This is a genomic window from Paraburkholderia sp. FW306-02-B, assembly GCF_058782725.1.
This window is the reverse complement of sequence record NZ_JBYSXZ010000001.1, coordinates 4,414,226-4,427,482: the sequence shown is the minus strand read 5'-3', so window position 1 is coordinate 4,427,482 and position 13,257 is coordinate 4,414,226. Positions and strand designations below refer to the sequence as shown.

The window sequence follows — 13,257 nt, the reverse complement described above, 5'->3', positions numbered from 1 at the left end:
ATGAAGAAGGGCGGAACCGGCGTGAGCCGGTTCCGCCCTTCTTTGTTTCGAGTGAGCAATCGCCGGCGCGGAGGAAGGCGCTACTTCAAACCCGCCGCGACGCGCCCCATCTGATCGATGCCGATGTCGAACATGCGCGTGAAGAACGGAATCATGTTCGGAATCATCAGCTGCAACAGCAGCAGGCCGATCAGCATCGTGAGCGGAAAGCCGATCTGGAACACGCCGATTTGCGGCGCGGCGCGGTTGAGAATGCCGAGCGCGAGGTTGGTGATCAGGAGTGCCGCGACCACCGGCAGCGACAGCAGCAAACCGGCCGAAAAGATCGTGCCGCCGAAGCCTGCCAGCGTGCGCCAGCCGGGTGCGCCCAGTATGTTCGCCGACACCGGCACCGACTGGAACGTCGTCAGCAACGCGCTGATCATCTGCAGATGCCCGTCGATCACCAGAAACACCAGCATCGCGATGGTGTTCATGTAGCTCGACAGCACCTGGCTCGAGCTGCTTGCCTGCGCATCGAAGAAAGTCGCGAAGCCGAGGCCCATGCCCAAACCGACGAAATCGCCGGTGGCGCTGATCGCCTGGAACACGATCTGCATCGTCATGCCGAGCGCGATGCCGATCAGGAACTGGTTGACGATGATCCACACGCCTGCGGCGGAAAACACCGTGACTTGGGGCAGTGCGCCGAGCGTCGGCGCGACGATGATCGTGATGAAGGCCGCGAGGCCGATTTTCACGCGCGTCGGCAGCGAGCGGTTGCCGAGCAGCGGCGCGGTGGCGACCAGCGCGAGAATCCGCACGAACGGCCACAGGAACGCGGTGAGCCAGGCGTTCAGTTGCGCGTAGGTAACGGAAAACATCGCGGCGGGGACCGGTGAGGGGAGGCCGGGGCGGCGCTCAGTTGACGAGCGTCGGAATGTTGGTGAGCGTCTGGCGCAGATAGTCGAGCATGGTCGTCAGCATCCACGGACCGGCGATCACCATCGTGACGGCAATCGCGAGCAGCTTCGGAATGAACGAGAGCGTGCTTTCGTTGATCTGCGTGGCGGCCTGGAACAGGCTCACCACCAGACCGACCACCAGCGCGACCAGTAGTAGCGGCGCGGCGAGCAACAGGCCGACATACATGGCCTGGTGCGCCAGCGTCATGACGGATTCTTGATTCATGGCGATTCGACCGGAAGCGTGAAGGGTTGAACGAACGCGTTAAGCCAGGCTCAGCCAGGCCGGGCGTGGCGGTTATACGAAGCTCTGTGCGAGCGAGCCGAGCAGCAACTGCCAGCCGTCGACCAGCACGAACAGCATCAGCTTGAACGGCAGCGAGATGGTGGCGGGCGACACCATCATCATCCCCATCGACATCAGCACGCTCGCCACCACCATGTCGATGATGAGGAACGGGATGAAAATCGTGAAGCCGATCTGGAAGCCGGTTTTCAATTCGCTGGTGACGAACGACGGCACCAGCAGCGACAGCGGCACGTCTTCCGGACCTTGCATCGGCGCGGCGTGCGAAATGCGGGCGAACAGCGCGAGATCGCTTTCGCGGGTCTGGCGCAGCATGAAGGTCTTGAACGGCGCGAGGCCGCGCGAGACCGCCTGCTCCATCGGCATCGAGCCTTCGGAGAACGGTTTGTAGCCGTCGGTATAGGCCTTGTCGAGCACCGGCGACATCACGAACAGGGTGAGGAACAGCGCCAGACCGACCAGCACCTGGTTAGGCGGCGTGGTGGTCGTGCCGAGCGCCTGGCGCAGCAGCGACAACACGATGATGATGCGCGTGAAGCTCGTCATCATCAACACCATTGCCGGCAGGAACGACAGCATCGTGAGCAGCAGCATCGTCTGCACGCTCAGCGAGTACGTGGTGCCGCCGTTCGGGCCGGGGCTCGTGTTGAAGGCCGGCAGGCCGGCGGTTTGCGCGAACGACAGCGTCGGCAGCGCGAGCATCAGCGCCGGCAGCGCGATAGGTGCGAGACGGCGCAGCACGGGGACAACTTTCGAAACGGCGGAAGACATGCGGGTGGATTGCGCGTCACGCGCTGATTGAACACTGAACTGCATTACCGGTCCCCGCTGCCTTGCCCGTTGAAACGTTTGCCCACTTCAGCTTTCAAAGCATCGCGAAAGCGTTGGCCGAATGTGCCGGGCAACGGCGCGCGTGGGCCAGGGGCGGCGGGTTGCGTGCCCGTGCCTGCAAGCGCATCGACCGCGGCCGAACCGGCCGGCATCGTATGCAGCAGGCGCACATTGCCGGGCGCCGTGCCGAGCACCAGCCAGGTATCGCCGATCTCGACCACCGCGACCCGCTCCTTGCCGCCGAGCGAGGCGCCGCCGATCGTCTTCACCAGAGCGCCGCGGTTCGCCGGCTGCAAGCCGAAGCGGCGCGCGAGCCAGGCAAAAGCGAATACCAGACCGATCACGACCAGCAGGCCGACGATCGTTTGCAATACCGCGCCGACGCCGAGCGCCGGAACGGTCGTGCCGGCACCGACACCCGAAGCAATTTTCGCGGCGTTGTTGACCGCGTTCATGTCGGCGGCGTGCGCGGCCGACGGTGCGAACGTCAGCGTGACCATGAGCGCCGAAGCGGCCGCGGCCGTCGCTGTGAGCGCTGCGCGATGGAGAACATGGCGCGACGCATGCAGCACGGCGCGACCGGCAACGCGTTTCATCGATTCAGTTTCCGGATGCGTTCGGACGGCGTGATGATGTCGGTCAGACGAATACCGAACTTGTCGTTGACGACCACGACTTCGCCCTGTGCGATCAGACAGCCGTTGACCAGCACGTCCATCGGTTCGCCGGCCATGCCGTCGAGCTCCACCACCGAACCTTGCGCGAGTTGCAGCAGGTTGCGGATCGCGATCTTGGTGCGGCCGAGTTCGACGGTCATCTGGACGGGGATGTCCAGGATCATGTCGATGTCGTTGCGCGTCGAGGCCGGCTCGACCTTCGACAGCGGCTGGAACACGCCGGCCGTGGTGGCGCTGACTTCCGTGTTGTCGTTCTGCTCGGCAAGCGCGCTGGCCCAGTCGGCCATCGCCGCTTCGTCGTCGGCGGATGCCGCGGCAGCCAGTTGTTCGGCTTCCGGCAATTGCGCCGCGGGCTTTGCGTTCAGGTCACTCATATCCACCTTCCTTCATCGTGTCGGTTGCGCTGATCATCTTCTGGACCCGCAACGCGTACTGACCATTGAAAATTCCGTAGCCGCATTCCATCACTGGCACGCCGTCGACTTTCGCCGTGATGTGTTCGGGAATATTGATCGGCAGAACATCGCCTTTGCGCATGTTCAGGATCTGTTCGAACGTGACCGGCACCTGCGCGAGGTCGGCGGTCAGTTCGACTTCCGCGGCCTGCACCTGCTGCGACAGCACGCGGACCCAGCGGCGGTCGACTTCGAGCGCCTCGCCCTGGATCGGCGACGACAGGATGTCGCGGATCGGTTCGATCATCGAATACGGCATGCAGATATGCAGCGTGCCGCCCGTGGTGCCGAACTCGATCGAGAACTGCGTGACGATGACGATTTCGTTCGGCGTCGCGACGTTGGCGAACTGCGTATGCATTTCCGAGCGCAGGAATTCGAACTGCAGCGGGCGCACGCTTTTCCACGACATCGCGTAGTGCTCGAACGTGAGGTTGAGCAGCTTCATGATGATGCGCTGTTCGGTCTGCGTGAAATCGCGGCCTTCGACGCGGGTATGGAAGCGCCCGTCGCCGCCGAACAGGTTATCGACCACGAAGAACACCAGGTTCGGGTCGAACACGAACAGCGACGTGCCGCGCAACGGCTTCACGTGGACCAGGTTCAGGTTGGTCGGGATCGGCAGGTTGCGGGTGAACTCGCTGTACTTCTGCACTTTCACCGGACCGACGGAGATTTCCGCCGAGCGCCGCATGAAGTTGAAGATACCGACGCGCAACAGACGCGCGAAGCGGTCGTTGATGATTTCGAGGCCGGGCATCCGGCCGCGGACGATGCGTTCCTGCGTCGCGATGTTGTACGGGCGGACGCCCGCGCGATCGGTTTGCTCGGCGACCGAGTCGGACTCGCCGGTTACGCCCTTGAGGAGGGCATCGACCTCCTCCTGGGACATGAACTCTTCGTGGCCCATTCCTTATTCCTCGTGCGTCCCGTGGCGGTTGATGATGGCAGCGCTAAATAACGTCACTGCGGACGTCACTGCACGACGAATTCGGTGAACAGCACGTCCTGGACGTGGATCGGCGCGGCGCCCTTATCGGTCGGCTGTTCGATCAGGGTTCGGAGTTCGGTGGCCAGCGCGCGTTTGCCGTCGAGCGGCGCGAGTTCTTCCGGGTGTTTGTTCGACAGCGCGAGCAGGATGCGGCTGCGCACTTCCGGCATATGGTCGGTGAGTTCCTGCTGGGTTTTCGGGTCGCCCAGTTTGAGCGTGAGGCCGATACGCAGGAAGTGTTGCTGACCGTCGTCCGATTGGAGGTTGACCGTCATCGATTCAAGCGGGAAGAACAGGGGCGCCGGCAATGGGGCGGGCGCGCTGGCGGTTTCCGCTGAGGCGGGGGCGGGGGCGCGTTTGGACATGAAGAACCACACACCCGCGCCGGCTGCGCCTGCGGCGAGGATCGCGATGAGGACGATCAGGATAATGCGCTTCAAGGGGCCCGGGGAGGCGGGCGCGGCTTGCTGGTTTGCGGTCGTGGATGCCATGAGGTGTGCTTTGCTTGCCTTTAGTGCTGGTGATGGTGATTGTTGTTGATTTGCCTGCGGCGCGATGGGTCGAAAAGAAGGGTTAATGCGGGCTATCTCTTGTTTTTGCCTTTCAGGCTTGGGAGTCGCCTGTCGGCCGGTTCTGGTTTTTTTTGCCTACGCGGCGCTATTGGTTGTTGCGCCTGCGGCGGTGGTCTTTGCTTTCTTTTTTGCCTTTCGAGGCGCTTTTTGGCTGTAGGCCTGCGGTGTTGGCCTTTCCTTGAATTGTTAGTGGTCTATTAGCTTCGCCCCTGTGCGGGGCAGGCACTTACTTTCTTTGCCGCCGCAAAGAAAGTAAGCAAAGAAAGCGGCTTCACACCGCTAACGCTTAAGCGGGTCCCCTGGCTTGGAGGAGGTCGTGGAGCATCTGGAATCGGTGTTCCCGCACACTCCGCGTTGGTGACAAGGCCGTCATACTTCCGGCGGCGCTGCGCGCGCCGTGGCGGTACTTCACAAAACCAGCGGGCCGTTTTCGCGTCAGTGTCTTGCCTGGTACGGTGGCTCGTAGTTGCATGGATCTGTACCGATCGGCGAGTGCCTTTCTCAATACCGTCGCGGCTTCGGCGTCTCGCCGAATTAACCTCCGGGCGTTACTTTTCCGCAAACCGCAAACCGCAAACCACAAACCACTTCGGCGCCTCGCCGAGGCAAAGCCGATGGCTCCCCCAGCAAAAGAACAAAACCACGGGTTTCCCTGGCAAACGATTCCCGCGAGCACGCAGTGCGAGGCGGGAAGGATGATGCCGGAAGCGCGTACGCCCCATCGGTTTTGAGAAGTACCGCTGCGGCGCGCGCAGCGCCGCCGGAAGAATGACGGCCTTGTCACCCGCGCGGAGTGTGCGAGAACACTGATTCCAGATGTTCCACTATCTCCTCCAAGCCAGGGAACCCGCTTAAGCGTTAGCGGTGTGAAGCCGCTTTCTTTGCTTACTTTCTTTGCGGCGGCAAAGAAAGTAAGTGCCTGCCCCGCACAGGGGCGACGCTAATAGACCACTAAGAAATCAAGGAAAGGCCACCACCGCAGGCACACGGACAATAAGCGCCGCGAAGGCAAACAGCAGAGGGGCGAAGCTAATAGACCACTAACAAATCAAGGAAAGGCCAACACCGTAGGCATACAGACAATAAGCGCCGCGAAGGCAAACAGCACAGGGGCGAAGCTAATAGACCACTAACAAAACAAGGAAAGGCCACCACCGCAGGCGCACAGAAATAAACCGCCACGAAAGGCAAAAAAACCTCAAGCAAAAGTATCAACCAACCCCACACCCCGCCGCACGGCAACATTAGCAACACTCGCAACAGAATCCCCAGCGCCGCCGGCAAAAGAACCTGCAGCCTTCCCGCCGGACCGGCCAGAATCCGCACTTTGCTGCTGCCCACTGCCCTGACGGGCAAAACCGTCACTAACACTAGCGCTTCCAAGCCCAATGCCATTGGACTCCATCGCTTCGCGAAGCTTCGGCAGGGCTGCCTCGACAGCCTCCCGCACCTGCTGATGCTGGGAAACAAAAAGCGCATGCGCATGGTTATCGGCAACCTGCAACACGACCTGCAGCGGTCCCAAATCCTTCGGATTCAAAGTCAGCTCGGCGCTCTGCGAATGCGCATTCGATAAAAACACCACCTTCTGACTCAGTGCGTCTTCCCAGTCAGTCGTGCCCACATGCGGCGCCAACGTATTCGCGGCCTCGGCCGCGCCAGCATTGCCAGTCGTCTGCACAGCCGCAGTCGTGCTAGCGGCGCCAGCCGCCGCCTGTGTGGCGGCCAGAGCAGCCGTCGCCGCATCGGCAGCACTCTTGAAGGACGCCAGATCGTCAGCCTGGGCAGAGCCGGCAGCCGTCGCGGTCAACGCGTCAGCAACCGTCTTCGCCGCCGTCGACGGATCCGCCACAGTCGTGGCCAACGCCGTCAGCGAGGCGGCCTTGGCCGTATTCGATCCCTTGCCGTCGCCGAACAAACCGGCTCCCAGCGTCTTGCCGCTTGTCGCGGCGCTCAATCCGCTACTCGCATCGCCAGCCAGGTCGCTCGCGCCGTTCGACGCACTCGACACGTTCGCCGCCGCGCCGCTCGCCAGCGCCTGGGCCTGAGCCTGCGCCGGAACCGCGCCCTGGGCGCCTGACAGCGCAGCCAACGCCGCCTGCAAAGCGTCCTGCACCGACTTCGGATCGGTTGCGCCGGTCTTTTTGCCTGTGGTGCCGCCAGTCGTGGTGTCCGTGGTCGCGCCGGCCAGCGAGGTCGCGGCGTCGGTCAACGCGGTGGCAGGGTCGGTGGCGGCTGGGACGGTCGCGCCGTTCGCGTTGGCCTGAGCCTGAGCCTGAGCCTGGGCGGCTGCCGCGGCAGCGGTGCCGGCGTCGGTCGGCGTGGCCGTGCCGGCGGACTTCGCCGGCGTCGCGGCAGTCTTGTCTGTGGCGGCCTGTTGCGTATTGTCGGACGCGGCGGACGACGACGAACCGGACGATGCCGCGCTCGTCGTGTTGCTGTTGTCCTTGTTGCCGCTCGCGGCGTCCGTACTTTGGGTCGACGGGTCGGGCGGCGGCGGCGCGTCATGCACGCTCGACGAAGAGGGCGAAGACGCCGGCGCCGAGGATGACGAGGAAGCCGAAGATGAAGCAGACGATGACGGCGCCTGCTTGCTCGCGCTTTGCGCGGCGGCATCGTTTTGCGACACGATGCTTTGCTTGAGGGTTTGCGAGAACGGCGTGGCGTTCGCCGCGGCGGCCATGGCCGCGCTGGTGGACGTGCTGCTGGCGGAGCCGAGCAGCGAGCCGATCGGTGAAAGTGCTGACATAGATGATCCTGTCAATCCGTCAAAACGATGTGTTCGGTCAGCCGAAGCTGCGTTCGGGCGTGTCAGATGCCCTCGGCGCGCATCCTCAGAATTCGGGCGGCATGTTCGTCGGCGTCGCGCTGATCGCGCCGCGCCGTTTGTCTGGCTTCGACGGCTTCGCCGCGCGCCTGCAACACTTCATACGAGCCGAGTTTCTGCTTCTGGCGCTGCCAGTCGGGCTTGGCGGCCTCGACGCGCGCGTTGGCCGCCACCAGCAGGTTGCGCTGCTGTTCGATGGCGGCGTCGAGCGTGTCGATGAACGCCTGGAAATTGCGCATGTTGCCGGCGGGCATGCCCGTTTGGGCGGTCGCCGTGAAGCGCGCGTGATATTCGTCGCGGTACTGCACCAGCGAGTCGAGCTGCGATTGCACGTCGCCGCGCTCGCGCTGCGCGCGGCCGAGGCGCTGCGCAGCGGCGTCCACATCGTCCTTCGCCAGGCCAATGAGCGTCTTGATCGGAAAGTGTTTCGCCATCGTCAGCCTCCTTGGGCAAACAGCGCGTCCAGCATCTCGATACTCGGTTCAAAGTTTGCGCACTCGCGAAAACCTTGCTGCAAAAACGCTTCCATCCGCGGATACAGCGCGATTGCACGGTCGAGCAGCGCGTCGCGCCCGCTCGAATAGGCGCCGACGTTGATCAGATCGCGGTTGCGCTGATAGCGCGACAGCATCTGCTTGAACATACGCGTCTTGTCGAGATGCTTTTCGTCGATCAGCGCGGTCATTGCCCGGCTAATCGACGCTTCGATGTCGATCGCCGGATAGTGGCCAGCCTCGGCGAGCGAGCGCGACAGCACGATATGGCCGTCGAGAATCGCCCGCGCCGAGTCTGCGATCGGATCCTGCTGATCGTCGCCTTCGGTCAGCACGGTGTAGAACGCGGTGATCGAGCCGCCGCCCGCCGGGCCGTTGCCGGTCCGTTCGACAAGCGCCGGCAGCTTGGCGAACACCGAAGGCGGATAGCCCTTGGTGGCGGGCGGCTCGCCCACGGCCAGTGCGATTTCGCGCTGTGCCATCGCGTAGCGGGTCAGCGAATCCATCAGCAGCAGTACGTGCTTGCCCTGATCGCGGAAATATTCGGCAAGCGAGGTCGAGTACGACGCCGCCTGCATCCGCAACAGCGGCGAAACGTCGGCCGGTGCGGCGACGACAATCGAGCGCGCCAGACCTTCCTCGCCAAGAATCTGTTCGATGAATTCCTTCACTTCGCGACCGCGTTCGCCGATCAGGCCGATCACGATCACCTCGGCGCTGGTGTAGCGCGCCATCGTGCCGAGCAGCACCGATTTACCGACGCCGGAACCGGCGAACAAGCCCATCCGCTGCCCGCGACCCACGGTCAGCAGTGCGTTGATCGCGCGCACGCCGACGTCGAGCACCTTGTGAATCGGCTCGCGGTTCAGCGGATTGATTACCGGCGCGGACAGCGGCGCGTCGGCGTGCGCGCCGAGCGGGCCGAGGCCGTCGAGCGGACGGCCCGACGCATCGAGTACGCGCCCCAGCAATTCCCAGCCGACCGGCAAGCGCTTGGCACCCGCCATCGGATCGGCGATCGGCGCGCTTTCGAGCGGATAAACCCGCGCGCCGGGCAACAGGCCGATCACTTCGGTGGTCGGCATCAGAAACAGTTTGTCGCCGGAGAAGCCCACCACTTCGGCTTCCGCCATCGGCAACGAACTGCCGGGCGGCAGTTCGATCATCACTTCGGCGCCCACCGACAGGCGCAGGCCGACGGCTTCGAGCACCAGACCGGCGGCGCGCGTCAGGCGTCCGCAGGCGCGCATCGGCTTGGCGATCGCATTGCGCGCGCGCAGCGCGTCGAGCCGGCCGCGCCAGGCCTGCATGTGCGGGTTGCTGTCGAGTGCGGGATCGTACGAGGCGTGGGCGGCGGGGGTTGAAGCGGGGCTCGAAGTCACACTTGAAGCAGCTGAGGCGGCAGACTCGCGGCTCGCCGCCGCGCCCGTCGCAGGGTGGCCCAGGCTCGGATCGCGCAACGCGGCTTCGATGGCCGCGACTGCAGCTGCAGCAGATGTCACCGCAGCCGGCTCGTCCGCCAGCGCCTCGGCGCCGAACGACGCCAGCGCGAGCTCGCGTTCGAGCGGCGTCAGATCGCTGGCGCGGATCTCTTCGAGCGTCGGCTTCACCATGTGCTCACCTTGCCGAGCGCCGCGGCAACGCGCTCCCAGCGCGTGTCGATGCCCGCATCCACCTCGCCGCTGCCGGCCTGCGCGCGGCAGCCGCCGCGTTCGACCGACGCATCGGTGCGCACAGTCCAGCCGCGCGTTTGCAGCTCTTCCATCAGATAGGCTTCGACGACCGGCAAGTCGGCCGGACTGACGATCAGCGCGGGCGCGCCGACCAGCGCCGGTTCGGCGGCTAGCACCTCACGCGCGGCGGCGATCAGCGCGGTCGGATCGTGTTGCACGTGCTGGCGCACCACCTGCTGCGCGATGTCCAGCGCCAATCCGACCAGGGTCTCCGAGATCGCGCCCTGGGCGCCGTCGAGCGCCGCCTTGAACGTCTCGGCGAGCGCGGCGAGACGCGCCGCTTCTTCGCGCGCTTCGCTTTGGCCTTGCTCGAAACCCTGCGCGTGACCTTGCTCGTAACCGGCCTGATACCCGAGCGCCTGCCCGGCCACGTGCCCGGACGCGGTGCCCTGTGCATGCGCGGCCTCGCGCAGGCGTTCGAGTTCGGCTTCGAATGCGCCGTCGTCGACTTCGGGTTCGGGCGGCGCCGGCGGCACCGGATCGAACGAGGCCATCTCCCAGCGCTGGTAGGCCGAGAGGCGCTCCTTCGCCGCGGAGTTCTGATCAGACATAGGCATCTTCCGCCTTGCCGCCTAGAACAATCTGGCCGCTTTCCGCCAGGTTGCGCACGATCTGCAGGATGCGGCGCTGTTGCGTTTCGACTTCGGACACGCGCACCGGACCGCGCGCGTCGAGGTCTTCGGCGAGCAGTTCGGCGGCACGCTGCGACATGTTCGACAGGAACTTCTGGCGCAGCGCGGGCGGCGCGCCCTTCAGCGAAATGATCAACGCCTCGGACTCGACTTCCTTCAGCAGCAGCTGGATCGCGCGGTCTTCCAGATCGAGCAGGTTCTCGAACACGAACATCTGATCGATGATCTTCTGCGCCAGTTCGGCGTCGTATTGGCGAACGTTCTCGATGACGCCTTCTTCATGGTTGCTCGACATGAAGTTGAGAATTTCGGCCGCCGTGCGGATGCCGCCCATCGGGCTGCGCTTGAGGTTGTCGCTGCCCGACAGCAGGCCCGTCAGCACGTCGTCGAGTTCGCGCAGCGCGGCCGGCTGGATGCCGTCGAGCGTCGCGATTCGCAGCAGCACGTCGTTGCGCAGCCGCTCGGTGAAGCAGGCGACGATTTCCGACGCCTGGTCGCGGTCGAGGTGAACGAGGATCGTTGCGATGATCTGCGGGTGCTCGTTCTTGATCAGCTCGGCCACCGCCGCGGAATCCATCCACTTGAGGCCTTCGATCCCGCTGGTATCGCTGCCCTGCAGAATCCGGTCGATGATCGCGCCGGCCTTGTCGTCGCCGAGCGCCTTGGTCAGCACCGAACGGATGTAGTCGCTCGAATCGAGCGACAGCGCTGTATGCTTTTCGGCCTCGCGCACGAACTCCTGCAGGACATCGTCGATCTGTTCACGTGTGATGTTCTTCAGCGCGGCCATCGTGACGCCGATCTTCTGGACCTCACGCGGCCCGAGGAACTTGAACACCTGCGCGGCTTCTTCCTCGCCGATCGACATCAGCAGGAGCGCGCTCTTCATTACGCCTTCAGCGCTCATCGGACACCCAATTTTTCACGACGGTTGCGACGATCTTCGGATCCTGGCGCGCGATGTTGCGCGCGAATTCCAGGTTCCGTTCGTATTTGTGCTTCTCGTTCTCGAACGTCAGCAGCTCGACGTCGCTTTCTTCCGCGACGGCGCCCGCGCGCTCGGCGGCCGGGATGCCGTCCAGCAGGATCGGCTCGTCCGGCGACGGCAGCGCCGCGGCGGCGATCGGCTCCGGCGACGGGAAAGCGCGGCGCAGCGCCGGCTTCACCATCACGAAGTAGAGGAACAGGGCGACGGCGCCGATCCCGAGGTAGGTCGCGATCTGCCTGGCGAGCGCGATCATGTCCGGCGTGCGCCACCACGGCAGGTCGGCGCTCGGGTCGACGTCGGCGGTGAACGCGCTGTTGACCACGTTGACCGAGTCGCCGCGCGCAGCGTCGAAGCCCATCGCGTCCTTCACCAGCTGATTGACCTGCGCGAGCTTGTCGGCGGTGACCGGCTGCATTGTCGCGTGGCCCCCGGCGTCCACCACCTTCAGATAGTTGACCACCACCGCCACCGACAGACGCTTGATGCCGCCCATCGGCTGCTCCAGATGCTGCACGGTCTTGTTGAGTTCGTAGTTGGTGGTCGAATCCTTGCGGTCGCTGACCGGCGTGGTGGTCGCGCCGCTCGCGCCGTTGCCCGCCGTGATCGGCGCGGAAGCCGGCTGCGGCGGCTGGTTCGACAGCGCGCCCGGCACGCCCGAGGCGGCCGCCTGCGACATTTCGGTGGCGGAGCTCGATTGCTGGCTGCGGATCGCCGCCTGTTGCGGGCTGCCGTTCGGGCCGTAGTTTTCCGAGGTCTGCTCGCTGCGCGAGAAATCGATATCGGCGCTGACCTGCGAATGCGCATTACCGGCGCCGAACAGGGGCGCGAGGATCGCGTCGATGCGCTGCTGGGTGTTGCGCTCGATCTGCTGGCGATACTTCAGTTGCGAGGCGTCCAGACCGCTGCCGGAGGACGGGTTCGTCAGCAGGTTGCCGTCCTGGTCGAGGATGGTCACGCCGCGCACCGGCATATCCGGCACCGCCGAGGACACCATATGGGTGATCGCCAGCACTTGGCCCTCGTCGAGCGCACGGCCCGGATACAGGTCGACCAGCACCGAGGCGGAGGGCGCTTCCTTGTCGCGCACGAACACGGAAGGCTTCGGAATCGCCAGATGCACGCGGGCTGACTTCACCGAGGAAATCGATTCGATCGTGCGTTGCAGCTCGCCTTCCAGGGCGCGCTGATAGTTGATCTGCTCGGCGAACTGGCTGATGCCGAACTTCTGGTTGTCCATCAATTCGAAGCCGACCGAGCCGCTCTTCGGCAGGCCTTGCGAAGCCAGGCGCAGACGCATTTCATGCACCTGCTCGGCCGGCACGAGGATCGCGCCGCCGGCGTCGGAGAACTTGTAGGGAATGTTGGCCTGCTGGAGCGCGGTGATGATCGCGCCGCCGTCGCGGTCCGACAGGTTGCTGTAGAGCACCTTGTAGTCCGGTGCGCGCGACCACAGGAACAGACCGGCCACGATCGCGACCAGCAGCGCGACGGCAAAAATCAGCGGGGCACGCGGGTTGCCGCGCATTTGCGCGAGGCCCGACAGGCGCTGACCGAAGTTGCCGCCCATGCCGCCAAGGTTGCCGCCCAAGCCGCCGAGGTCCGCTGCGCCGCCGGGCTGGCCGGTGCCGGGCGCACCGGCGCCCGGCTGCGCGCCGGCGAGGCCCATGCGGGCGTCGGGGTTGATCAAAGAGTTGGCTGACGAATCCATGCGTCGGGTTTCTCCGGGATGCCTTTGCGTTCTGCCGCCTGGCCGCACCGAGGGTCGGCGGGCGCACGAACAGAGACTTTCACCATTGAAATTATCCG

13 protein-coding genes are annotated in these 13,257 nt (G+C 64.7%); all 13 read right to left on the bottom strand.

The features are described from left to right. Window positions 1-80: 80 nt before the first annotated feature. Complete coding sequence (gene fliR / locus AC3WOG_RS19935; protein WP_492579519.1) at window positions 81-863, bottom strand: flagellar biosynthetic protein FliR; 783 nt, start codon at window positions 861-863, stop codon at window positions 81-83. 37 nt (window positions 864-900) lie between these two features. Then, complete coding sequence (gene fliQ / locus AC3WOG_RS19930; protein ID WP_011490196.1) at window positions 901-1,170, bottom strand: flagellar biosynthesis protein FliQ; 270 nt, start codon at window positions 1,168-1,170, stop codon at window positions 901-903. 72 nt (window positions 1,171-1,242) lie between these two features. Then, window positions 1,243-2,022 carry a flagellar type III secretion system pore protein FliP gene (fliP, locus tag AC3WOG_RS19925; RefSeq protein WP_492579518.1) on the bottom strand — a complete coding sequence of 260 codons (780 nt, stop codon included), beginning with the start codon at window positions 2,020-2,022 and terminating at the stop codon, window positions 1,243-1,245. A 44-nt stretch (window positions 2,023-2,066) separates the two neighbouring features. After that, the gene (fliO, locus tag AC3WOG_RS19920) at window positions 2,067-2,678 is read right to left on the bottom strand and encodes a flagellar biosynthetic protein FliO (protein ID WP_492579517.1); all 612 of its coding nucleotides are present in this window, start codon (window positions 2,676-2,678) and stop codon (window positions 2,067-2,069) included. Next, window positions 2,675-3,133 (bottom strand): flagellar motor switch protein FliN, encoded by a 459-nt coding sequence (gene fliN / locus AC3WOG_RS19915; protein WP_492579516.1) that lies wholly within the window; start codon window positions 3,131-3,133, stop codon window positions 2,675-2,677. The genes fliO and fliN overlap by 4 nt, the downstream gene beginning before the upstream one ends. Further along, window positions 3,126-4,124: a flagellar motor switch protein FliM gene (fliM, locus tag AC3WOG_RS19910; RefSeq protein ID WP_492579515.1), complete on the bottom strand. Its 999-nt coding sequence runs from the start codon at window positions 4,122-4,124 to the stop codon at window positions 3,126-3,128. Before fliM ends, fliN begins: the two co-directional genes overlap by 8 nt. 65 nt (window positions 4,125-4,189) lie before the next feature. Further along, window positions 4,190-4,696, bottom strand: a complete 507-nt coding sequence (gene fliL / locus AC3WOG_RS19905) for a flagellar basal body-associated protein FliL (RefSeq protein ID WP_492579514.1) — start codon at window positions 4,694-4,696, stop codon at window positions 4,190-4,192. A 1,279-nt stretch (window positions 4,697-5,975) separates the two neighbouring features. Then, a complete protein-coding gene (locus tag AC3WOG_RS19900; RefSeq protein WP_492579513.1) occupies window positions 5,976-7,526 on the bottom strand; it encodes a flagellar hook-length control protein FliK in 1,551 nt (516 codons plus the stop codon). 62 nt (window positions 7,527-7,588) lie between these two features. Next, window positions 7,589-8,038, bottom strand: a complete 450-nt coding sequence (gene fliJ / locus AC3WOG_RS19895; protein WP_492579512.1) for a flagellar export protein FliJ — start codon at window positions 8,036-8,038, stop codon at window positions 7,589-7,591. A gap of 2 nt (window positions 8,039-8,040) precedes the next feature. Then, complete coding sequence (gene fliI, locus AC3WOG_RS19890) at window positions 8,041-9,711, bottom strand: flagellar protein export ATPase FliI (protein WP_492579511.1); 1,671 nt, start codon at window positions 9,709-9,711, stop codon at window positions 8,041-8,043. Then, window positions 9,705-10,388, bottom strand: a complete 684-nt coding sequence (gene fliH / locus AC3WOG_RS19885) for a flagellar assembly protein FliH (protein WP_492579510.1) — start codon at window positions 10,386-10,388, stop codon at window positions 9,705-9,707. Before fliH ends, fliI begins: the two co-directional genes overlap by 7 nt. After that, window positions 10,375-11,370 (bottom strand): flagellar motor switch protein FliG, encoded by a 996-nt coding sequence (gene fliG / locus AC3WOG_RS19880; RefSeq protein WP_492579509.1) that lies wholly within the window; start codon window positions 11,368-11,370, stop codon window positions 10,375-10,377. The genes fliH and fliG overlap by 14 nt, the downstream gene beginning before the upstream one ends. Further along, on the bottom strand, window positions 11,360-13,159 hold the full coding sequence (gene fliF, locus AC3WOG_RS19875; protein ID WP_492579508.1) for a flagellar basal-body MS-ring/collar protein FliF: 1,800 nt from the start codon (window positions 13,157-13,159) through the stop codon (window positions 11,360-11,362). Before fliF ends, fliG begins: the two co-directional genes overlap by 11 nt. Between the last annotated feature and the right edge of the window lie 98 nt (window positions 13,160-13,257).

Coding starts and splice junctions, on each gene's coding strand:
- fliR (WP_492579519.1), bottom strand. CDS start 863: ATGTTTTCCGTTACCTACGCGCAACTGAACGCCTGGCTCACCGCGTTC.
- fliQ (WP_011490196.1), bottom strand. CDS start 1,170: ATGAATCAAGAATCCGTCATGACGCTGGCGCACCAGGCCATGTATGTC.
- fliP (WP_492579518.1), bottom strand. CDS start 2,022: ATGTCTTCCGCCGTTTCGAAAGTTGTCCCCGTGCTGCGCCGTCTCGCA.
- fliO (WP_492579517.1), bottom strand. CDS start 2,678: ATGAAACGCGTTGCCGGTCGCGCCGTGCTGCATGCGTCGCGCCATGTT.
- fliN (WP_492579516.1), bottom strand. CDS start 3,133: ATGAGTGACCTGAACGCAAAGCCCGCGGCGCAATTGCCGGAAGCCGAA.
- fliM (WP_492579515.1), bottom strand. CDS start 4,124: ATGGGCCACGAAGAGTTCATGTCCCAGGAGGAGGTCGATGCCCTCCTC.
- fliL (WP_492579514.1), bottom strand. CDS start 4,696: ATGGCATCCACGACCGCAAACCAGCAAGCCGCGCCCGCCTCCCCGGGC.
- AC3WOG_RS19900 (WP_492579513.1), bottom strand. CDS start 7,526: ATGTCAGCACTTTCACCGATCGGCTCGCTGCTCGGCTCCGCCAGCAGC.
- fliJ (WP_492579512.1), bottom strand. CDS start 8,038: ATGGCGAAACACTTTCCGATCAAGACGCTCATTGGCCTGGCGAAGGAC.
- fliI (WP_492579511.1), bottom strand. CDS start 9,711: ATGGTGAAGCCGACGCTCGAAGAGATCCGCGCCAGCGATCTGACGCCG.
- fliH (WP_492579510.1), bottom strand. CDS start 10,388: ATGCCTATGTCTGATCAGAACTCCGCGGCGAAGGAGCGCCTCTCGGCC.
- fliG (WP_492579509.1), bottom strand. CDS start 11,370: ATGAGCGCTGAAGGCGTAATGAAGAGCGCGCTCCTGCTGATGTCGATC.
- fliF (WP_492579508.1), bottom strand. CDS start 13,159: ATGGATTCGTCAGCCAACTCTTTGATCAACCCCGACGCCCGCATGGGC.